Below are 22325 nucleotides of genomic sequence, written 5' to 3' on the forward strand. Positions count from 1 at the left end.
ATTATCGATTATTCCCTATAGTTTGTGGAAGATAACAATGCGGTAAAACCTGGGTGTTGGTTAGTTTATTCAGTATTTTTTTAAAAGAGGCTCGCTTCATTTCAACAGCGCCAAGGCTTTCTAAATGTGGATTCATCATTTGGCAATCGATGAGTTTTCCTTCAGCTGCAACAAAATGCTCACAAAATTTCCATAGTGCGATTTTAGAGGCGTTTGTTTTTAATGAGAACATAGATTCACCACAGAAAACTTGACCGATTTGAAGGCCATATAACCCGCCAACAAGTGCATTATCACACCATACCTCGACTGAGTGGCAATGTCCTAGTTTGGCAAGTTGCTTATAGGCTTGGATCATTTCAGGCATGATCCACGTTTCTTCAAGGGCTCTTGTTGATGCGCATAGTTCAATGACTTGTTCTGTTGATTTATTAATAGTGATTTCATAGTTTGATTTCCTGAAGAATTTGTTCAAACTTTTTGATGGTAAGAATTGGTCTGGTAGAAAAATACCTCTAATGCTTGGGCTCCACCATAGAATAGGATCACTTGCGCTATACCAAGGAAAAATACCTTGTTGATATGCATTTAATAGCCGAGATGCTGCTAGATCGCCTCCCATTGCTAATAAACCATCAGGATCAGTTAATGCACTTTCAATATCAGGAAAGTGACTTGTTTCATTTGAATCAAGTTGTGGTAGATAAATAGTCATAAGTAAAAGCAATAAAGATTCATTATTTTTAAGTAAAGAGACAACATTGCCTCTGGTACAACGCTTTGGTTTTCGTTACCCTGAAAGTATGAAGAATAACAAAAAATAACAATGAAAGCTGAAACAGCTATGCAATAACTGAGTGAAATAGCAGGCATAGCATTATTATTTATTTGTACAGGAATTTTTACATAAACATGGAAAGCTTAACTCTTCAACCAATTTCAAAAATTGATGGCGAAATTAACCTGCCAGGCTCAAAAAGTGTTTCAAATCGTGCACTATTATTGGCAGCACTAGCATCAGGAAAAACAAAGTTAACCAATTTGCTTGATAGTGATGATATTCGTCACATGTTGAACGCATTGAAAGCATTAGGCGTTGAGTATACGTTATCTGAAGATAAAACAGTCTGTGAAGTGATTGGTTTAGGTCGTGCTTTTGAATCAAAAGAAACGCTGGAATTATTTCTTGGTAATGCTGGCACAGCGATGCGCCCACTAGCTGCTGCATTGTGTTTGGGTAACGGTGAGTTTGTTCTTACTGGTGAGCCTCGCATGAAAGAACGTCCAATTGGACATCTTGTTACGGCATTAAAAGCAGCTGGTGCCGACGTTAATTATTTAGAGAATGAAAATTACCCACCATTAAAAATCAAGGGAACTGGCCTTAAAGGGGGAACGGTTGAAATTGATGGTTCTATTTCAAGCCAGTTTTTAACGGCCTTTTTAATGGCTGCACCGCTATCAACTCAAGAGACAACGATTAATATTGTCGGTGATTTGGTATCAAAACCTTATATCGATATTACCCTAGATATAATGTCGACGTTTGGTGTAGAGATTGAAAATCAGAATTATCAAACTTTTATTGTTCCTGCGAATCAAACCTATATCGCACCTGGTGATTTTCTTGTCGAAGGTGATGCCTCTTCAGCTTCTTACTTCCTTGCTGCTGCTGCGATTAGAGGAGGTGAAGTAAAAGTAACCGGTATTGGTAAGAAAAGTATCCAAGGTGATGTGCAATTTGCTGATGCATTAGTAGCAATGGGAGCCGATATTGAGTGGGGCGATGATTATGTTATTGCACGTAAAGGCGATCTAAAAGCCGTTGATATGGATTTTAATCATATTCCAGATGCAGCAATGACGATTGCGACTGCTGCGCTCTTTGCACAAGGTACAACCTCTATTCGCAATGTGTATAACTGGCGTGTTAAAGAAACGGATCGCTTAGCCGCAATGGCTATAGAATTAAGAAAAGTCGGTGCAGAAGTGGAAGAGGGTGAAGATTATATAACGATCACTCCACCTGCGGTATTGAAGCATGCGGCTATTGATACATATGATGATCATCGTATGGCAATGTGCTTTTCTTTGGTGGCATTAAGTGATACTTCTGTGACGATTAATGATCCTAGTTGTACGTCAAAAACGTTCCCTGATTATTTTGAAAAGTTAAAAGAGCTTAGTATCTAATTCATTGTATTTTAACAAATAAATTATTAATAATTAAAAGCTTTGTGCAAAATGCATGGGGCTTTTTTAGTTTTTAATAAACTAGAGTATATAAATAATCTGACTTGGGTATAATGCGCCCGTAGAAACCAATCACAATAATTAATGGAGAACTCCATGACTACTCATTCACCAGTCGTTACTGTTGATGGTCCAAGTGGAGCAGGTAAAGGCACGTTGTGCATGTTACTTGCAGAAAAGCTAGGTTATAATTTATTAGATTCAGGCGCAATTTACCGTGTATTAGCCTTAGCGGCGATTCACCATGGTGTAGCTTTGAGCTCAGAAGATGGACTTGTTCCTTTAGCCGCTAATTTAGATGTGCAATTTAAAGCGGAAGGCGACCTTGTTAAAGTGATCCTTGAAGGCGAAGACGTTTCTGCTGAACTTCGTAAAGAAGAAACAGGAATGGCGGCTTCAAAAGTGGCTGCATTACCACAAGTTCGTGAAGCATTATTGCGCCGTCAACGTGCATTTTCTGCTCAGCCTGGATTGATTGCTGATGGCAGAGATATGGGAACCGTAGTGTTTCCAAGCGCTGAAGTGAAGATATTTTTAGATGCAAGTGCAGAAGAACGTGCGAATCGCCGTATGAAGCAGTTGCAACAGAAAGGGTTAGATGTTAGATTTGACCGTCTTTTAAGCGAAATTCAAGAACGTGATGATCGAGACCGCAATAGAGCTGTCGCGCCATTACGTCCTGCTGAAGACGCTTTAATACTGGATTCAACGTCAATGAATATTGATGAAGTCGTCGCGCAAGCTATTGCTTTTATTGAATCTAAGCTATAATTGAAACTTAGTTAGTTGCAAGGATGATAACTAACCTTACTATCAACCCCATGCGGTAGGATACCCATGGACGTTTAATAATTGAAGATCAAATTAATGACTGAATCTTTTGCTCAACTCTTTGAAGAGTTTTTATCTGAAACTGAATTCCAACAAGGCAGCATCGTTAAAGGTGTTGTTGTTGCTATCGAGAACGGTTTCGTTCTTGTTGACGCAGGCCTTAAATCTGAAGCAGCAATCCCAGCTGAACAATTCAAGAACGCTGCTGGCGAACTTGAAGTTGAAGTTGGTTCTGAAGTAGACGTTGCTCTTGACGCTGTTGAAGATGGTTTCGGTGAAACTCAACTTTCTCGTGAGAAAGCGAAGCGTCACGAAGCTTGGATTCAACTTGAAAAAGCATACGAAGATGCTGAAACAGTTATGGGTGTTATCAACGGTAAAGTTAAAGGCGGCTTCACAGTTGAACTTAACGGTATCCGTGCATTCCTACCTGGTTCTCTTGTTGATGTACGTCCAGTACGCGACACTCTGCACCTTGAAGGCAAAGAGCTAGAGTTCAAAGTAATTAAGCTTGACCAAAAACGTAACAACGTTGTTGTTTCACGTCGTGCTGTTATCGAATCAGAAAACAGTGTTGAACGTGATGAGCTACTTGCTTCTCTACAAGAAGGCATGGAAGTTAAAGGTATCGTTAAGAACCTTACTGACTACGGTGCATTCGTTGATCTAGGTGGCGTTGACGGTCTACTACACATCACAGATATGGCTTGGAAGCGTGTTAAGCACCCATCTGAGATCGTAAATGTTGGTGACGAGATCAATGTTAAAGTTCTTAAGTTCGATCGTGAGCGCACTCGTGTTTCTCTAGGTCTTAAGCAACTTGGCGAAGATCCATGGGTAGCTATCGCTAAGCGTTACCCAGAAGGTCACAAACTTTCTGGTCGTGTTACTAACCTAACTGACTACGGCTGCTTCGTTGAAATCGAAGAAGGCGTTGAAGGTCTAGTACACGTTTCTGAAATGGATTGGACTAACAAGAACATCCACCCTTCTAAAGTTGTCAATGTAGGCGACGAAGTTGAGGTTATGGTTCTTGAGATTGACGAAGAACGTCGTCGTATCTCTCTAGGTCTTAAGCAATGTAAAGCTAATCCTTGGCAGACATTCGCTGAAGCGCAAGCTAAAGGCGACCACGTTACTGGTAAGATCAAATCTATCACTGACTTTGGTATCTTCATCGGTCTTGACGGCGGTATCGACGGTCTAGTTCACCTATCTGACATTTCTTGGAATGCTACAGGTGAAGACGCGGTACGTGAGTACAAGAAAGGCGACGAAATCTCTGCTGTTGTTCTAGCTGTTGATGCTGAGCGTGAGCGTATTTCTCTAGGTGTTAAACAAATGGAAGAAGACCCATTTAACAACTACCTAGCAGACAACAAGAAAGGTACTCTAGTAAACGGTACTGTTTCAGCTGTTGACGCTAAAGGCGCTACAATTACTCTTGCAGATAGCGTAGAAGGTTACATCCGTACTTCTGAGCTTTCTCGTGACCGTATTGAAGATGCATCTCTAATCCTAAGCGTTGGCGATAGCGTTGAAGCGAAGTTCACTGGTGTAGACCGTAAGAACCGCGTAGTTAACCTATCTATCAAAGCTAAAGATGAAGCTGATGAGCAAGAAGCAATGGCTACACTGAATACTCAACCAGAAGATGGTGGTTTCGGTAGCGCAATGGCTGACGCTTTCAAAGCAGCTAAAGGCGAGTAAGTAAATTTAAAGGGAGCGTAATGCTCCCTTTTCTTTCGATAACGTAGGAGGTCATTCATGACAAAATCTGAACTGATTGAACAACTGTGTAGTAAAAAGCCTCAACTTTCTGCTAAGCAGGTTGAAGATACAGTCAAGGAAATCCTTGAACAGATGGCAACAACGCTAGAAGGCGGTGATCGTATAGAGATTCGTGGTTTTGGTAGTTTTTCTCTACACTATCGAGAGCCTCGTTTAGGTCGTAATCCGAAAACTGGCGATAAAGTGGAATTAGACGGTAAGTTTGTTCCTCATTTTAAACCAGGTAAAGAACTGCGTGAACGTGTGAATTTCAGCTAATGCAAATTGGTATATAAAAACGGCATACTTTTGAGTATGCCGTTTTTTTATGTTCATTTTCAGTGCATTTAGGTGTATCTTTATAGTTGTAAAATAAGATACTGTAGATATTCATTAACTGGAGGGAAGACCAGTGAAAATTGTAATTGCCGTTTTATTAATTGCGCTATTTCTGATTTCATTAGCTGTGGGTGCACAGAATCAGATAGTGGTTAATTTTAATTATTTATTAGCACAGGATAATTTCCAGCTATCGACGTTACTGGGTATTTTCTTTGCGACTGGCTTCGGTTTAGGCTGGTTAATTTGTGGTAGCATGTATTTGAAAGTGAATATGACTCAACGTCGTTTGCGTAAACGCCTTGAAAAGAAAACGATAGAGCTTGATAAATTACGCTTAGACTCAACAAAAGGGTAATGGCTGAATGTTAGAATTGCTATTCCTATTATTACCGATTGCCGCCGGATATGGTTGGTATATGGGTAATCGGAATGCTGGACAACAACGTCAAAGAGAAACTAATCACCTGTCTCGTCAATACGTGACGGGTCTGAATCTATTGCTATCTGATCAGTCAGATAAAGCGGTAGATCACTTCATTGAGCTCCTTCAAGTCGATAGCGACACCATTGATACGCACCTTGCACTGGGTAATCTTTTTAGAAGCCGTGGTGAAGTGGATCGCGCAATTAAAATTCATCAAAATCTCATCGCTCGTCCAAATTTAACGTTAGATCAACGTAATATTGCTCTTCAGCAATTGGCTAAAGATTACATGGTTGCTGGTATTCTAGATAGAGCAGAAAAAATATTTGAACAGCTTGTTGATGAACCCGATCACAGAGAAGCGGCCTTATTGCAACTTGTCTCGATTCATCAGCAAACTCGTGAGTGGGAGCAGGCGATTAACTTTGCAAATAGCTTAGTCAAAATGGGTAAAAAGAAATTAAAACCCGATATTGCTCATTATTATTGTGAGTTAGCTATGCAAGAACTTGCTGATGATAATATAAATAAAGCAAAGCAGAATCTAAAAAAATCATTATCGATTGATAATCAATGTGTACGAGCATCGATTATGATGGCTAAATTACTTATAGAAGAAGAGAACTACAAAGGAGCTGTTAGCCAGCTAGAATCTGTACTAGATCAGGATATCGACTTTATAAGCGAAGCATTGCCGCTTTTAGCTGAGTGTTATGAACATTTAGATAGAGAAGGTTCATTACTTAACTTCTTAAAAGAAGCCATTTCTAAAGGCGCAGGGGCAAGTGCTGAACTAATGTTATCTAATCTTATTGCTAAGCATGAAGGGACAGCATTAGCGCAAGGTTATATGACTAAGCAGCTTCTTAAAAACCCTACAATGAAAGGTTTTTATCGTCTGATGGGCTATCATGTTGATGAGGCTGAAGACGGTCGAGCAAAAGCAAGTCTAGCAAGTTTACAGCACTTGGTAGGGGAGCAGTTGAAAATGAAGCCAAACTACCGTTGTTGTAAGTGTGGCTTTTCTGCTCATCGATTATTTTGGCAATGTCCATCTTGTAAAGGGTGGGGTGTCATTAAACCGATTAAAGGTTTAGATGGTGAATAATTAAGAGGCACAGTTTGTGCCTCTTTTTTTGAATAAAATGAAAGTAGATTAATTTCCCAAGGAGATAAAATGAAAGACCAAAAGGTAATCGTTGCATTAGACTATGATAATCAAGCAGATGCGTTTTCATTTGTTGATAAAATTGATCCTAGTTCTTGCCGATTAAAAGTGGGTAAAGAGATGTTTACTCTATTTGGCCCTGAGTTTGTAAAGGAACTTCATAAGCGTGGTTTTTCTGTTTTTCTAGATTTAAAATTTCATGATATCCCTAATACTTGTTCAAAAGCAGTACGTGCAGCGGCTGAAATGGGCGTTTGGATGGTAAATGTTCATGCTAGTGGTGGTGAGCGTATGATGACAGCATCGCGTGAAATTTTAGAACCGTACGGCAAAGATCGTCCATTATTAATTGGTGTGACTGTCTTAACGAGCATGGAGCAACAAGATTTAGCGGGTATTGGTTTAGATCTTGCGCCACAAGAACAAGTGAAACGTCTTGCAGCATTGACTAAAAATAGTGGTTTGGATGGTGTTGTATGTTCAGCGCAAGAAGCACCAATGTTAAACGCTGACCTAGGCAAAGAGTTTAAGTTAGTGACACCAGGTATTCGCCCTGCAGGATCTGCGGTTGGTGATCAGAAGCGTATTATGACGCCGGTAGATGCGATAACGTCAGGATCTGATTATTTGGTTATTGGTCGCCCAATTACGCAAGCTGAAAACCCATCACAGGTATTGCATGACATTAATTTGTCGTTGGCTTCCGTTTTATAAACTGTTCTTTATAAAAAATGCAGATAAAAAAATAGAGACCGTATGGTCTCTATTTTTATTGTAAGTTCTCTTTTATAAAGAGAAGAGTTACATTACACGCATACCAGGTTGAGCACCTTCGTGTGGTTCAAGGATCCAAAGATCTTTACCACCAGGGCCAGCAGCCAGAATCATGCCTTCAGACATACCAAACTTCATCTTACGAGGTTTTAGGTTAGCAACCATAACAGTGTGCTTACCAACTAATTCTTCGGGGGTGTACGCAGATTTAATACCAGAGAATACTTGGCGCATTTCACCACCAATATCCAGTTGGAATTTAAGTAACTTATCTGCTTTTGGTACTGCTTCACAAGAAATAATTTTAGCAATACGCATATCAACAGCTTCGAACGCATCGAATTCAATCTCATCCGCGATTGGTTCTTTGTCTAGTTCTGTTTGGTTTGCTTTTTCTTTTTCCGCTTCTGCTTTCTCTTTTGCAGCCATTTCAACTGCGGCATCTTCTTTTGACTCTTCAACCATTGCTTCTACTTTCTTAGGATCAATACGGTTGAACAGTGCTTTAAACTGCGTGATTTCATGAGACGTTAGAGGTTGTGCAATCCCTTCCCATGTTAACGTTTCATTTAAGAAGGCTTCAGTTCGCGCTGCAAGTTCAGGCATTACTGGTTTTAGGTAAGCCATCAGCACGCGGAACAAGTTAATACCTACAGAAGCGACTTCTTGTAGCTCTTGTTCTTTGCCTTCTTCTTTCGCAAGAACCCAAGGTGCTTTTTCATCAATGTATTGGTTTGCTTTATCAGCAAGAGCGGTAATTTCACGAATAGCGCGACTAAACTCACGTGTTTCGTATAGCTCAGCAATACGATCAGCAGCAGCAACGAACTCGTTGTAAAGATCAGGAGCTACAAAATTATCAGAAAGCTTGCCATCAAAACGTTTAGTAATGAAACCAGCATTACGAGAAGCTAGGTTAACAATCTTGTTTACGACATCAGAGTTTACACGTTGAGTGAAATCTTCAAGGTTTAAATCAAGATCATCAATACGGCTGTTAAGTTTAGCAGCGTAGTAGTAACGTAGGCACTCTGGGTCTAGGTGGTTTAAGTAAGTCCCCGCCTTAATGAACGTGCCTTTTGATTTGGACATTTTTGCGCCATTTACGGTTACTTAACCATGAACAAATACATTGTTTGGTTTGCGGTATCCAGCGCCTTCTAGCATGGCAGGCCAGAATAGGCTGTGGAAGTAGACAATATCTTTACCGATGAAGTGGTAAAGCTCAGTCGTGCTGTCTTTCTTCCAGTATTCATCAAAGTTTAGGTCATCACGTTTATTACAAAGGTTTTTGAATGAACCCATGTAGCCAATTGGAGCATCTAGCCAAACGTAGAAAAACTTATTAGTTTCACCTGGGATTTCAAAGCCAAAATAAGGTGCATCACGAGAGATGTCCCATTGGTGTAAACCAGATTCAAACCATTCTTGCATTTTGTTTGCTGTTTCAGTTTGAAGAGAGCCAGAACGAGTCCACTCTTTTAACATGCTTTCAAACTGAGGTAAGTCAAAGAAGAAATGCTCAGAATCTTTCATTACTGGTGTTGCACCAGAAACGGCTGATTTAGGGTTGATTAAATCGGTTGGGCTATATGTTTCACCACAATTATCACAGTTGTCACCATATTGATCTTCCGATTTACATTTCGGACAAGTGCCTTTTACGAAACGATCCGGTAAGAACATTTCTTTTTCTGGATCAAATAACTGAGAAATAGTACGGCTAGTAATAAAGCCATTTTTTTTCAGTTCTAGATAGATATTAGACGCTAATTCACGGTTCTCATCACTGTGTGTGCTGTGATAGTTATCAAAGCTAATGTCGAAGCCTGCGAAATCTTTTTGATGTTCTTCGCTAACTGCTGCAATCATCTCTTCAGGAGTAATGCCCATCTGTTGAGCTTTAAGCATGATTGGTGTGCCGTGAGCGTCATCTGCACAAATAAAGTTAATGTCGTTGCCACGTAAGCGTTGGTAACGAACCCAGATATCCGCTTGGATATGCTCAAGCATGTGGCCTAAGTGGATTGAACCATTTGCATATGGTAGGGCACATGTAACCAGAATTTTTCTCGGATCGGTAGCCATATCTTCTCTTTCGCTTAATGTGATGGGTGAAAATTTTAAGAGATAAATAGTACCTGAAGCGAGCTAGAAAGCATAGAGGATCAAGGATTCAATTAGTGATAGGATGAGTAAAAATAATCAAGGAGTAGGCAAGATGGCTTTTACAACGATGGCAGAGATTAAAAATTGGTTAAATGAATTCACGCATCCGCAACTTTGTGAAGGTTGGGCTGACATTTCAAATATCGTGTTGATAGCTGCTACGGGTGTTATTACCGTGACTTTCCCTTTTGTATCTGATTCGATAAAACATGATTTGCTCTCTTGGGTCGAAGAACAAAAAGAGCGTCTACTTCTTCCGTCTTTACAATTTATGGTGACGTCTAAAACGGCAACGTTAAAAACAGATAAGTCAGCAGTAAAGGGTGTAAAAAACATTATTGCTGTTAGCTCAGGTAAAGGAGGGGTTGGTAAATCAACAACAGCAGTTAATTTGGCATTAGCATTACAACATTTAGGAGCAAGAACGGGAATATTAGATGCCGACATTTACGGTCCATCAGTTCCATTAATGCTCGGCGTTGAAGATAAAAAACCAAATATTGTTGATAATAATCGAATGATGCCAGTTGAGGCTCATGGTATTTACAGTAATTCAATAGGCTATTTGGTTGATAAATCAGAAGCTGCGGTGTGGCGCGGTCCTATGGCATCGAAAGCCTTATCGCAATTAGTGAATGAAACGTTATGGCCTGACCTGGATTATTTGATTATCGATATGCCACCGGGTACTGGGGATATTCAGCTTACTTTGTCACAACAGATCCCAACCACAGGAGCCGTTATCGTAACAACGCCACAAGACTTAGCGCTAACTGATGCGATAAAAGGCGTAAATATGTTTACTAAAGTAGACGTTCCTGTCATAGGTGTCGTTGAAAATATGAGTGTTCATATCTGTTCTAATTGTGGACATGAAGAAGCTATTTTTGGTTCTGGTGGTGCAGCATTGATGGCTCAGCATTATTCTATTCCTTTATTAGGACAGCTTCCTTTACATATTGATATTCGCAGTGAAAGTGATTCAGGTACGCCAAGTGTTGTCTCTGATACGTCTAGTGCTCACAGTCAGCTTTATATTCAGTTGGCCGAGCAGGTTTCAAGTCGATTATATTGGCAAGGAGAGGTTGTGGTTGACCAAATATTGTTCAAGTCATTGTAGGATCAAAGTTAAGTGAAATTTTGGCTGGAAAGTCTGTTGGGTAATCCTTATAATCAGGCGGTTTTATATTAATAACCGTATCTCGCACACTTTAGGTATCTTTTATGTCAGAGAACAGTAATCATCACTGTATTATCGTAGGTATTGCAGGGGCATCAGCTTCAGGTAAGAGTCTGATCGCTTCGACTATTTATAACGAACTACGAGCAAAAGTTGGCGACCACCAAATTGGCGTAATAACTGAAGACAGTTACTACAAGGACCAAAGCCACCTGACCATGGAAGAAAGAGTCAAAACGAATTACGATCATCCAAATGCACTCGATCACCAATTACTGAGTGAGCATCTTGAGCAGTTAATGCGTGGTGAAGCGGTTAATATTCCGACTTATAGTTATACTGAGCACACACGTACAACAGACGTTGAAGTAATGACGCCTAAAAAGGTTATTATCCTTGAAGGTATCCTATTATTAACAGATCCACGTTTACGTAATTTAATGCACGCAAGTGTGTTCATGGATACCCCTTTAGATATCTGTCTATTACGTCGTGCTAAGCGTGATGTAGAAGAACGAGGTCGTACTATGGAATCGGTATTTGAACAATACCAAAAAACAGTACGTCCGATGTTTCTGCAGTTTATCGACCCATCAAAACAGCATGCAGACATTATTGTTCCTCGTGGCGGTAAAAACCGTATTGCAATTGATGTATTGAAAGCACATATTTCTCGTTTACTGAAAGCATAATAAACGATATTAAATAAATAGACCGACGTTATCGTTGGTCTTTTTTTTGTCTGATTTCTGTTACTTCCCGTTATTTAGGTATATAACTATAGATAACTCTATGTTTATTATGCTTAAGTAGTGGCATAATTAACACAACCGTTACTATTTCAACACATTTAGATGGATTTTGGCCGTGAAAAAAATAGCCCTATTAATTAGCATACCGTTTATCGCTATCATTGCCGCTTTATTGGTGCTGGTATTACTTGTTAACCCTAACGATTTTAAACCCTTGATAAAAGAGCAAGTGGAAGTTCAAACTGGTCGTCAATTAACTATTGATGGTGATATTGAATGGCGATTTTTTCCATCCATTGGTTTCTCCATTGGAAAAACAGCATTAAGTAACCCTGAAGGGTTCGCAACTCCAGATTTAGTTAAATTTGATAATGCAATTTTAGATCTTAATGTTCGCCCATTGTTTCAACATGAAATTAATATAGGGCTAGTGACTTTAGATGGTGCCTCTTTTTCGTTGCATACGCTAAAAAATGGTTCGACTAATCTTGAAAATTTAGCACCTAAAAAAACATCGGTTGAGAATGAAGTTCCAGTATCCAAAGACTCCAATGTTACCGTTAATGCTAATGACACGACTCCGCCGAGTACAAATATTAATGATTGGAAAATAACACTAGAAGGTATTGCTTTAACGAATGCAGAAGTGCTTATTCAAGATGATAAAGCGGGATCAAAAACAAAACTGAGTGATATAAATTTATCATTGTCTCAATTTAGCCCTGGAGAATGGGCGCATTTAGCTTTTGATATGAAAGGCGATTTAGGTCAACAGAAAATATCACTTGCTGGTAAAACTGATTTAAATATCGCAACCACATTGGATGCGGCATCCTTGAAGCAAACTGAGTTTACGGCCTCATATTCAGATGCTGTGAATAAATTTGATGACATTACCTTCACGATTGATCAATTTTCTTTTGGTGAATGGGCTAATATTAAACTTATTGCAAAAGGAAAGGCAAATGAGTTAATGGTTAACTCTGATTCTTCTTTTGCCGTTAATGTACCTAAAGCATTAGATATTATTCGTATTAAGTCATTCCAAAGTACTAATAATGTTACAGGTAAAGGGTTACCAAATGAGAACGTTACCGCGGTTATTGGTTTTAATACTTCATTTGATTTAAATAAATCCTTATTGAAAGTAGAGAAACTTACCTTATCCGCTGTAGAAACTGATTTTAATGGTAAGGCGAGTGTAGAGTTAAAAGATATCCCTAGAGTACGTTTTTCTTTACGCAGTCCAAATATTGATGTTGATGCGTTATTAGCAACACTTCCAAAAAGTGATGTAGAAAAGACGGCAGATACGGGTAAAGCTAGTTCATCGAACCATTCCACTTCAGCACCAGTAAAAGAACAGGAACCTGATTTAAGTACGTTAAAAACACTGGATGTAGCGGGCACGATCATCATTGACCAATTTAAAGCTAATAACGCAAAAATGCAGAATGTAGAATCAGTATTCTCGGTAAACCGAGGCGTATTGACGCTAAGTAAGTTCCATTCTGATTTATACCGTGGTGCTATTGATATGACGGCGACTCTTGATGCTCGCAAATCGACGCCAAGTTATACTGTTAAGCAATCAATTAAAGGGGTTAAAGTCGCACCATTGTTAATCGATGTAATGGGAGAAAGTTTGATTGAAGGGACGGGTAATATTGCCATTAATGTATCAGGTAAAAGTTTAAAACCGACAGCATTGAAACAAAATTTAAAAGGTAAAGTGTCGATTAACTTTTCCGATGGTGCTGTTAATGGGGTAAATATTCCATTATTAATCAGAACTACTTATGCCAAGATTAAAGGCGAAAAAGTTAACGGCAGTGAAGAGGCTGAAAAGACAGATTTTAGTGCATTGTCTGCAGACTTTTATTTATCAAAAGGTAATGCGACAACTAAAAATATTAAAATGATTTCGCCGTTATTAAGAATTCATGGCGAAGGCTCTGCACATTACATTAATGAAACGGCGAATATGTTAATTAAAACGTCAATCGTTGGTTCACTAAAAGGTCAGGGTGGTAAAGATATCAATGATCTTAAAGATGTTACAATCCCTATTCGAATTACAGGGCCTTGGGCAAAACCAAAGTATAAACTTGAATTTGACGATGTAATGCAGCAGAAAGCGAAAAAAGAAATTGATCGTGGTATTGAGAAATTAGAAGAAAAATATGGCGATAAAATCAAAGATGAAAAAGTAAAAGAAGCAGCGAATAAATTGTTAAAAGGGTTGTTTAATTAATCGGTATCAATAATAACAATATAAAAATGGCCTGTGATCTTAATGATACAGGCCATTTTTTTCATTACAGGATATTGATATTACTTACCAATCTATGCCTTTCAGCGCTTTTACCCCAGAATCAAACGCGTGTTTAACGTTACGAACTTCAGAAACGGTATCGGCCATTTCTATTAATTCACGGTGTGCAGCTCGACCAGTGATTACGACAGATTGCATTTTTGGACGATTATCTAATACCGTTTTTAATTCATCTAGATCTATATAGCCGTAAGTTACCATGTAAGTCATTTCATCCAATAGAACCAGATCAACTGACTCGTCGGCTAAACTTTTTTTACACTCTTGCCACACTCGCTGTGCAGCTTCTGTATCGGCTGTTTTATCTTGAGTATTCCAAGTAAATCCTGTTTTCATTACATGAAAAGGGACACCATGGCCTTCTAATAGGTTTCTCTCACCACAATCCCATGTACCTTTAATAAATTGAGCAACCACACAATTTAGTCCGTGACCTACAGCGCGTGCAACAGTACCAAAGCCTGAGGTTGTTTTTCCTTTCCCATTGCCCGTGACAACGATTAACAAGCCTTTTTCTATTTGTGCTTCTTCTACACGTTTATCGACGTTGTCTTTTATTTTTGACTGACGTTGTTTATAACGTTCATCTTTTTTATCTTGGTCTGTCATAGTTTTTATTCCGTTAAAAAAGGATAGGGATACGTTAAAGATTTATTTGAGATATAAAAAATCCCGATAGGAGAACCATATCGGGATTTTTATTATCTATCAATTGTTTTGCGTAATAGGCTTAATTATTGGCTTACAACTTTATAGATAGGATCTTCTTGAACATTAATTTCTACTAAGCTTCCTGCTTTATTGAGTAAAGCGTGGCAATCTTGGCTTAGATGATGAAGATGTACTTTTTTACCCGCTTTAGAATAACGGTCAGCAATTGTATCAATCGCTTCTATTGCTGAGTGGTCAACAACGCGAGAAGTAGCAAAATCAATAATGATGTCTTTCGGATCATTTTCTACATCAAATAGTTCTAAGAAGTTAGCCGCAGAGCCAAAGAATATTGGGCCATTGATTTCGTATACTTTAGAACCGATATCAGTCATTGAGTTGGTTGAATAGATGTGTTTTGCGTGTTGCCATGCAAACATAAGTGCAGAAGCGACAACACCAACACCAACGGCTACCGCAAGGTCAGTTAGTACCGTTACGACAGTTACTAATACAATAACAAAGAAATCTTGTTTTGGTACGCGACGAGCCAGTTTGAAGGTTGCCCATTCAAAAGTACCGATAACTACCATAAACATAACACCAACTAATGCTGCTAATGGGATCATCTCAATTAAGCCTGAAGCAAATAAGATAAAACCAAGTAGGGCAAGTGCTGCGGTAATACCTGATAAACGACCACGGCCACCTGAGTTAACGTTGATCATAGATTGACCAATCATCGCACAACCACCCATCGCACCAAATACTGAGCAAGTTACGTTTGCAACGCCTTGACCTACACATTCACGATTAGATTGACCACGAGTGCCTGTCATTTCATCAATTACCGTTAATGTTAGTAATGATTCAATTAAGCCGATAGCCGCTAGAATAAGAGCATAAGGGAAGATGATGTACAGTGTCTCTAAAGATAGAGGTACATTTGGAACCGCAAAAGTAGGTAGTGAACCTGCTAGTGTTGCTGCTTCATCACCACTCATTGTACGTAGGAAATCGACAACAGTACGAGTATCTAAATCTAAACCTTGAACTAAACCAGTAACGACAATGATTGCCACTAATGAAGAAGGAACCGAGGTGGTTAGTTTTGGTAAGAAATGAATGATAGCCATTGTTAACGCAACAAGACCTAACATTAACATCATTTCAGGGCCTTGCAGCCAATCTAAGTTACCTAAGGCATCAGGGGCTTTAAATTGACCTAGTTGAGCAAGGAAAATCACAATAGCTAAACCATTCACAAAGCCAATCATTACTGGATGTGGAACAATTCGAATAAACTTACCTAATTTAAATAAGCCTGCTGCTATTTGTAAAATGCCGGCGAGTAAAATAGCGGCAAAAAGGTATTGAACGCCGTGCATTGCAACTAAGCTAACCATAACAACAGCCATTGCACCAGTTGCACCAGAAATCATTCCTGGGCGACCACCAATAATTGAAGTAATTAGGCCAACAATGAAAGCAGCATATAGGCCAACCATAGGATCAACACCAGCAACAAAGGCGAAAGCAACAGCTTCAGGGACTAGAGCTAACGCAACGGTTAACCCTGATAGAACATCATTCTTCACTGAATGATTAGAGAATTTTGGGAATTCAAACATATTTTTTTAGATATCTTCTTGGTTATTTTTCAAGCACGGTATAGCGCAAATCGTACAGAAAAGCGTGATGGACTTCAATGTTTATTAATAACTTCATATAAAAAAAGCAAGTTACGCCGAAACGTAACTTGCTTAAATTCATGGTTATTTGTTTAAAGACGTTAGCCTAAAAAATTATAAACCAGATGTTTTTGCCATTGCAGCACTTGCTTGTGAAGTTGCTGTTTGGCTGCCTGCTTGTCTTGCATCGAAGCGTTCACTTCTAAATGCAGCAGCAGTAACAGTAATCTCTTTGATTTCTGTTGGGCCGGTTGCTTTAGTCATTCCTGAAGAAGCTTGACCTTTATATTGTGCTTTTGCAGTAGCAACAATATTAGCTTTAGGCTGAGCTTCTACTGTTACTTCAACAATAGGCGCAGGCTCTACAGCTGGTGTAACTTCAATAGGAGCCGCTTTCTCTTCGACAATAACTGGTTCGATAGCAATAGGTGCTTCTACTTTAGCTGGTTCTTCAGTAATAGTAACCGGAGCTTCTACGACTGGAGTTGCAACATAAGGAAGTAACACTTTACCCATCGCCATTTCAGGGAAGGCAACGCCACCAACGACAATAGCTTTTACTAAGTTAGCTTGGTTAGCTTCATCTTGTGCATTTTGAGTTTCGTTATCAACAAATTTTTCTTGTTGTTGTTTAGCCAATTTTAGCTTTAAGATTCGAGCGTAATCAGGATAAACTTTACCCATTGCCATTTCAGGCGATGCAACACCAGCAAATAAACGCGCAGGATTTACAGGACGGCGATCACGACGACGACGACGTTGACCACTAGCGCGTAAATGACGAGGTGAACGACGGTTACGACGTTGACCTTCTTTACGCTCTGTATTTGCTTCAGAAGTGGCAGCAGGTTGAGCTTGAGTTTCTACGATAGCAGCAACTTCAACAGCAACTTCTATTTCCGCTTCAACAGCTTTACCTGTGCGAACTTTTTTCTGCAATTGACGAGGTTGACGGCGTTGTTTAATTTGAACCGTTTTTTCGCGTTTCTCAACTGGTTTTTCAGAAGTTTGTTCTGGTGCTGGAGTCTGTAGAGCTTCAGCTGCCAATTGGATACCTTGTTCAGCAATTTCTTTGCGAACTTTAGGTTGTTTAGTTGGCTTATTATCAACAGCTTTTACTGGTTTAGTTATCGCAATTGATACATCTTCAGTTTTATTATCACGGCGATTATCATTACGATTTTCGTTATTGTTGCGGCTATCAGTGCCGTTACGACGATTATCATTACGATTTCTATTGTTACGACCATTCTCATTACGACGGCGATCATTATTACGATTTTGATTACGACGTTGAGGCTGAGCTGGTTTCTCTTCTTCTACTTTTTTCTCAGGTTCAGCAGGCGTTGATTCTGATGCAGAGAAGAAGTTTGCAATCGCAGAGAAGAAACGGCTAATTAAACCTGGTTTTTCATCTGTTGTTAGTGAAGCTTCAGTTCCAGTTGTTTTCGCTTCTGGAGCCTTAACTACTGGCGCGGCTTGTGTCGGAGCACTAAAACCATGAAGAACAGGTTCTTCGCGTTTCTTTGGTGCTGAATACATTGAAGGTGTTTCTTTTGCTTCTGCTTCACGTAATGCTTCTAAATTCTTAGGAAGAAGGTAAGACAACATATCTTGCTCTTCGCCCTCACGGATACGGACTACTTCAAAATGTGGAGTTTCCATATCAGAGTTAGGAACAATAATTACGCGTACATTGTGGTATTTTTCAATGTGTTGAACTGAGCGACGCTTTTCATTCAGTAAGTAAGAGGCAATTGAAACAGGAACAACAGCAAGTACTTGTGTTGTATTGTCTTTTAGAGACTCTTCTTCAATGAGACGTAAAACAGAAAGTGCTAGAGATTCATTATCACGAACAACACCCGTACCTGTACAACGAGGACAAATGTGATGACTTGCTTCAGCTAAAGATGGGCTTAAGCGTTGGCGAGACATTTCTAATAAACCAAAGCGAGAAATGCGACCAATTTGAACACGAGCGCGGTCCATACGAACCGCTTCACGCATACGATTTTCTACTTCACGTTGGTGACGAACTGGCGTCATATCAATGAAGTCGATAACCACTAGACCGCCTAAATCACGAAGACGTAATTGACGAGCGATTTCATCAGCAGCTTCAAGGTTGGTGTTTAGTGCGGTTTCTTCGATATCGCTGCCTTTTGTAGCACGAGCAGAGTTGATATCAATAGAAGTCAGTGCTTCTGTAGGGTCAATAACAATTGAACCGCCAGAAGGTAAGCGTACTTCTCGTTCAAAAGCCGATTCAATCTGACTTTCAATTTGGTAGTGACTAAATAGTGGTATTTCACCCTCATACAATTTAACGCGAGATAAGAAATCAGGACGAATAAGTTGGATGTGCTGACGAGCACGATCAAAAATTGTTGGGCTATCAATCAAGATTTCGCCAATATCACGACGTAAGTAATCACGAATTGCGCGAACAATTACATTACTTTCTTGGTGAATAAGGAAAGGTGCTTGGTTTGATTCAGAGGCGTGTTTAACCGCTTCCCAATGGTTTAGGAGTACGTTTAAATCCCACTCTAGTTCTTCAGCAGATTTACCAACACCAGCAGTACGAACAATTAAACCCATACCTTGAGGTAGTTCTAATGTGCTTAGTGCTGCTTTTAGTTGGGTGCGTTCTTCACCTTCGATTCGACGAGAAATACCGCCTGCACGAGGGTTATTTGGCATAAGAACAAGGTAGCTACCGGCAAGAGATATGAAGGTTGTTAAAGCTGCGCCTTTGTTGCCACGCTCTTCTTTTTCAACTTGAACAATAACTTCTTGGCCTTCTTTCAAAACGTCCTTAATGTTTGGACGACCTTGATAAGTGTAGCCTTGAGGGAAATATTCTTTTGCGATTTCCTTAAGGGGAAGGAAACCGTGGCGATCAGCACCGTAATCAACGAACGCAGCTTCTAAGCTTGGTTCGATACGTGTGATTTTACCTTTATAAATATTAGCTTTTTTAGATTCGTGACCTGGGCTTTCGATATCTAGATCAAAAAGGCGTTGGCCATCAACTAATGCGACGCGCAACTCTTCCTTTTGGGTTGCGTTAATCAACATTCTTTTCATTAGGAATACTCATTACAAATTGTCGAGCTTGTTTGTCCACATCCATTTCAAATGGTGCCAGATCCCAAGGCTGATTACATGTGCAGCCTCACGGCTGGAACTCAGGGATGCTCTAGGGCACAATCCACATCAACACTATCGATAAATAGTGCTGATCCGCAATTATTCGCGGTCGTTAAAACATAAAAAATGGTTTAGGCATAACAAGCAAAAAAACTCAAAGCAGTGTAGATGTCTTACGCCAATTGCTGCATCACCGCATTCGAGCAGTATATTTTTAGTTCGTGTTGGTGCTTTTATGCTCACCAAGGTGAAGAAATAGCCATCTGGGCTGATTTCAGAAGCCCACTATAACAGTCAGATCAAGCCTCAGCAATCTTCATTATTTGAAACTGAGTTAAAAAAGGTTCATCAATTAGAATTAAGGCAGTAGAATAAGAGAATGAATGAAGATAAACCTAAAGTGCAATTCGTCGAGATTGATGACGATTTTGCAGGGCAGCGAATTGATAACTTTCTTCTTGCCCGCTTAAAAAACGTACCAAAAAGCATGATTTACCGAATTGTCCGTAAGGGCGAAGTTCGTGTAAATAAAAAACGTATTAAACCTGAGTACAAAATTCAAGAGGGTGATATTGTTCGGATCCCTCCAGTGAAGCTACCTGAGTCAACGGCACCAGAGTTACCTAGTGTTAAGCTAGTTAAAGTCTCAGAGCTTGAAACTTGCATTATTTATGAAGATGACCACCTTCTGATCTTGAATAAGCCATCAGGTACGGCTGTTCATGGTGGTAGTGGTCTAAAGTTTGGTGCAATTGAAGCATTACGAGCTTTGCGTCCTGATGCCCGTTTTTTAGAGCTAGTGCACAGAATTGATAGAGATACCTCTGGTATTTTGCTAATTGCAAAAAAACGTTCGGCTTTACGTCGATTACAAGAACAGTTCCGAAATAAAACGGTACAAAAATATTATTTTGCTTTGGTTATGGGGCAATGGAAAAGCACTTGTAAAGTTGTTAATGTACCTTTGCTTAAAAATGAAGTGAACAGTATTGTTCGTGTCAATCCAAACGGTAAGCCTTCTGAAACTCGTTTTAAAATTTTAGAAAAGTTTGAGCAAGCAACGTTAATTCAAGCAAGTCCTATTACTGGGCGTACTCATCAAATTCGAGTGCATGCTCAACATGCGGGTCACCCAATTGGTTGGGATGATCGCTATGGCGATAGACGATTTGATGCCTATACGGGTCAATTTGGTCTTGATCGACTTTTCTTACATGCGGCGAATATTAAATTTACTCATCCAAGTACTGAAGAGTTAATGGATATCAACGCACCGATGGAAAAACGATTAGAAAGAGTATTAACCAGTTTACGCACGACAAAGTAATTTTTTAATATGTCACTTTATTTTGCGATAAGTGTTGTTACAAACACTTATCGCTTTTTTATGTGTGCTATTTTTCACTATAACACGGTAAAATTTTGACGTTCTAGCATATCAATGAGTGATATAAGAGGGAGGCCAATAAGTGTATTTGGATCCTTTCCTTCTAACTTGTTAAATAGAGTAATACCTAACCCTTCGCACTTAAAACTACCGGCACAATACAGAGGCATTTCTTTATCTATGTAATTTTCGATTTGTTGTGTGGTTAACTGACGAAAGTGAACATGAAATTCTTCACAGAGCGTTTCTGTAATCATCGTAGTGGTATTTAATAATGATAAACCAGTATAGAACGTAATAACTTGTCCACTGGCTTCTTGAAGTTGCTTAATTGCTCTTTCTCGAGTGAGTGGTTTGCCTATTATTTTATTGTTAATAACACAAACCTGATCGGATCCTATGATCAAGTAATTAGGATCATTTATATTACAAGAGCGTGCTTTTTGTTCTGCTAATCTTGTTACTAATGAGTTAGGTGATTCATTTTCCTGTGGACTTTCATCACAGTTGGGTGAAATTGCATCAAAAGGGACTTGGATCTTCTCTAAGATCGACTGGCGGAACGGCGATGTTGAAGCTAGAATGAGTTTTGGTTGCATAATGGGTTCTTCTTCTTAAACTTTTCGTTTATTATTAAGAACTCTGCTGAAATAGCAACTGGGAAGAAAAAAAGCATAATTTTTGCCATTTTTCTTTGACTCTAAGCCTTTAGAAAGATAAGATGCGCGCCCTATGCAAAAGGTAAAATTACCACGAACAGTTGATGCAATCCAAAACGCTCAACGAAGATTAGACTACGATGGAATCATCCAATCTGATATTTTAAAGCGTTTGGCTGAATCTACTGAAGATGTGAAAAGTGATGCTGAAGTCACGATGTCATTTAAAGTTGACGAACAACGACTAGCCGTTATCTCTGGTAAAGCTAGCGTCAATGTGTTGTTGGAATGTCAACGCTGTAATAAAAATTTTGAACACCACCTAAATGTATCATTTAAGTGTACGCCTTTTTTAAGCGAAGAGAAGGCAGCTCTTGTTCCTGAGGAATATGAGTTTGTAGATTTAAATGAAGTAGGTGAAGTTGATCTCGTTGAGTTGGTAACCGATGAGTTTATTTTAGCGTTGCCGCAAGTCGCTATGCATGACATTAAAGATTGTCAGGTCAAATCTAACAATTTGGTATTTGGCGAAATTCCTGAAGAGGAAGAGAAACCGAATCCGTTTGATGTTTTAAAATCTTTAAAACAACAGTAATTGAGGAGTAGGGTCCATGGCCGTACAAAAGAGCAAGAAATCACGTTCAATGCGTGGCATGCGTCGTTCACATGATGCACTAACAACAATGGCATTGTCTGTAGACCCAACTAGTGGCGAAACTCACCTTCGTCATAATGTTACAGCTGACGGTTACTACCGTGGCCGCAAGGTAATCAACAAGTAAG

Annotated in this window: 18 protein-coding genes and 1 pseudogene; 13 read left to right on the forward strand and 6 right to left on the reverse strand. The window is 39.4% G+C overall.

Going from position 1 to position 22325, the window contains the following annotated elements; genetic code table 11:
• Window position 1 precedes the first annotated feature (1 nt).
• Window positions 2-715, reverse strand: a complete 714-nt coding sequence (gene aat / locus Q1K78_RS05445) for a leucyl/phenylalanyl-tRNA--protein transferase (protein WP_300175230.1) — start codon at window positions 713-715, stop codon at window positions 2-4.
• A gap of 197 nt (window positions 716-912) precedes the next feature.
• Here aat and aroA point away from each other — a divergent pair, with 197 nt between their 5' ends.
• From aroA to pyrF, 7 genes are all read left to right on the forward strand, one after another.
• On the forward strand, window positions 913-2193 hold the full coding sequence (aroA, locus tag Q1K78_RS05450) for a 3-phosphoshikimate 1-carboxyvinyltransferase (RefSeq protein WP_300175232.1): 1281 nt from the start codon (window positions 913-915) through the stop codon (window positions 2191-2193).
• A 156-nt stretch (window positions 2194-2349) separates the two neighbouring features.
• Complete coding sequence (gene cmk, locus Q1K78_RS05455; protein WP_300175234.1) at window positions 2350-3024, forward strand: (d)CMP kinase; 675 nt, start codon at window positions 2350-2352, stop codon at window positions 3022-3024.
• A 96-nt stretch (window positions 3025-3120) separates the two neighbouring features.
• Entirely contained in the window at window positions 3121-4794 is a 1674-nt protein-coding gene (gene rpsA / locus Q1K78_RS05460; protein WP_300175236.1) for a 30S ribosomal protein S1, read from the forward strand.
• 57 nt (window positions 4795-4851) lie between these two features.
• The gene (gene ihfB / locus Q1K78_RS05465) at window positions 4852-5133 is read left to right on the forward strand and encodes an integration host factor subunit beta (protein WP_045102545.1); all 282 of its coding nucleotides are present in this window, start codon (window positions 4852-4854) and stop codon (window positions 5131-5133) included.
• Between the two features lie 133 nt (window positions 5134-5266).
• Window positions 5267-5551: a lipopolysaccharide assembly protein LapA domain-containing protein gene (locus Q1K78_RS05470; protein WP_300175240.1), complete on the forward strand. Its 285-nt coding sequence runs from the start codon at window positions 5267-5269 to the stop codon at window positions 5549-5551.
• A 7-nt stretch (window positions 5552-5558) separates the two neighbouring features.
• On the forward strand, window positions 5559-6728 hold the full coding sequence (gene lapB, locus Q1K78_RS05475) for a lipopolysaccharide assembly protein LapB (RefSeq protein WP_300175242.1): 1170 nt from the start codon (window positions 5559-5561) through the stop codon (window positions 6726-6728).
• A 69-nt stretch (window positions 6729-6797) separates the two neighbouring features.
• Window positions 6798-7502, forward strand: coding sequence for an orotidine-5'-phosphate decarboxylase (gene pyrF, locus Q1K78_RS05480; RefSeq protein WP_300175244.1), 705 nt, complete (start codon window positions 6798-6800; stop codon window positions 7500-7502).
• Between the two features lie 87 nt (window positions 7503-7589).
• Here pyrF and metG read toward each other — a convergent pair.
• A pseudogene (gene metG / locus Q1K78_RS05485) lies at window positions 7590-9650 on the reverse strand (methionine--tRNA ligase).
• 133 nt (window positions 9651-9783) lie between these two features.
• Here metG and apbC point away from each other — a divergent pair.
• The 3 genes from apbC (at window position 9784) to Q1K78_RS05500 (ending at window position 13917) form a co-directional block, all read left to right on the forward strand.
• Complete coding sequence (apbC, locus tag Q1K78_RS05490; RefSeq protein ID WP_300175246.1) at window positions 9784-10851, forward strand: iron-sulfur cluster carrier protein ApbC; 1068 nt, start codon at window positions 9784-9786, stop codon at window positions 10849-10851.
• Between the two features lie 104 nt (window positions 10852-10955).
• Complete coding sequence (gene udk / locus Q1K78_RS05495) at window positions 10956-11603, forward strand: uridine kinase (RefSeq protein ID WP_300175248.1); 648 nt, start codon at window positions 10956-10958, stop codon at window positions 11601-11603.
• A gap of 175 nt (window positions 11604-11778) precedes the next feature.
• Window positions 11779-13917: an AsmA family protein gene (locus Q1K78_RS05500; RefSeq protein WP_300175250.1), complete on the forward strand. Its 2139-nt coding sequence runs from the start codon at window positions 11779-11781 to the stop codon at window positions 13915-13917.
• 84 nt (window positions 13918-14001) lie between these two features.
• Here Q1K78_RS05500 and cobO read toward each other — a convergent pair whose 3' ends face one another.
• The 3 genes from cobO to rne all read right to left on the reverse strand — a co-directional run bounded on the left by cobO (window position 14002) and on the right by rne (window position 19433).
• Entirely contained in the window at window positions 14002-14607 is a 606-nt protein-coding gene (gene cobO / locus Q1K78_RS05505; RefSeq protein ID WP_300175252.1) for a cob(I)yrinic acid a,c-diamide adenosyltransferase, read from the reverse strand.
• Between the two features lie 125 nt (window positions 14608-14732).
• Window positions 14733-16280, reverse strand: coding sequence for a SulP family inorganic anion transporter (locus Q1K78_RS05510; protein ID WP_300175254.1), 1548 nt, complete (start codon window positions 16278-16280; stop codon window positions 14733-14735).
• Window positions 16281-16454: 174 nt separating this feature from the next.
• Window positions 16455-19433, reverse strand: a complete 2979-nt coding sequence (rne, locus tag Q1K78_RS05515; protein WP_300175256.1) for a ribonuclease E — start codon at window positions 19431-19433, stop codon at window positions 16455-16457.
• Between the two features lie 442 nt (window positions 19434-19875).
• Between rne and rluC the strand changes: the two genes are divergently transcribed.
• On the forward strand, window positions 19876-20823 hold the full coding sequence (gene rluC / locus Q1K78_RS05520) for a 23S rRNA pseudouridine(955/2504/2580) synthase RluC (RefSeq protein WP_300175258.1): 948 nt from the start codon (window positions 19876-19878) through the stop codon (window positions 20821-20823).
• A 77-nt stretch (window positions 20824-20900) separates the two neighbouring features.
• On the opposite strand, the gene Q1K78_RS05525 is transcribed toward rluC, so the two are convergent.
• Window positions 20901-21482 (reverse strand): nucleoside triphosphate pyrophosphatase, encoded by a 582-nt coding sequence (locus Q1K78_RS05525; protein ID WP_300175259.1) that lies wholly within the window; start codon window positions 21480-21482, stop codon window positions 20901-20903.
• Between the two features lie 133 nt (window positions 21483-21615).
• Here Q1K78_RS05525 and yceD point away from each other — a divergent pair, with 133 nt between their 5' ends.
• Entirely contained in the window at window positions 21616-22137 is a 522-nt protein-coding gene (yceD, locus tag Q1K78_RS05530) for a 23S rRNA accumulation protein YceD (protein WP_300175261.1), read from the forward strand.
• Between the two features lie 16 nt (window positions 22138-22153).
• Window positions 22154-22324 (forward strand): 50S ribosomal protein L32, encoded by a 171-nt coding sequence (rpmF, locus tag Q1K78_RS05535; protein ID WP_300175263.1) that lies wholly within the window; start codon window positions 22154-22156, stop codon window positions 22322-22324.
• Window position 22325 lies beyond the last annotated feature (1 nt).

The sequence above is a fragment of the uncultured Aliivibrio sp. genome (genome assembly GCF_946479765.1).
GTDB lineage: Bacteria > Pseudomonadota > Gammaproteobacteria > Enterobacterales > Vibrionaceae > Aliivibrio.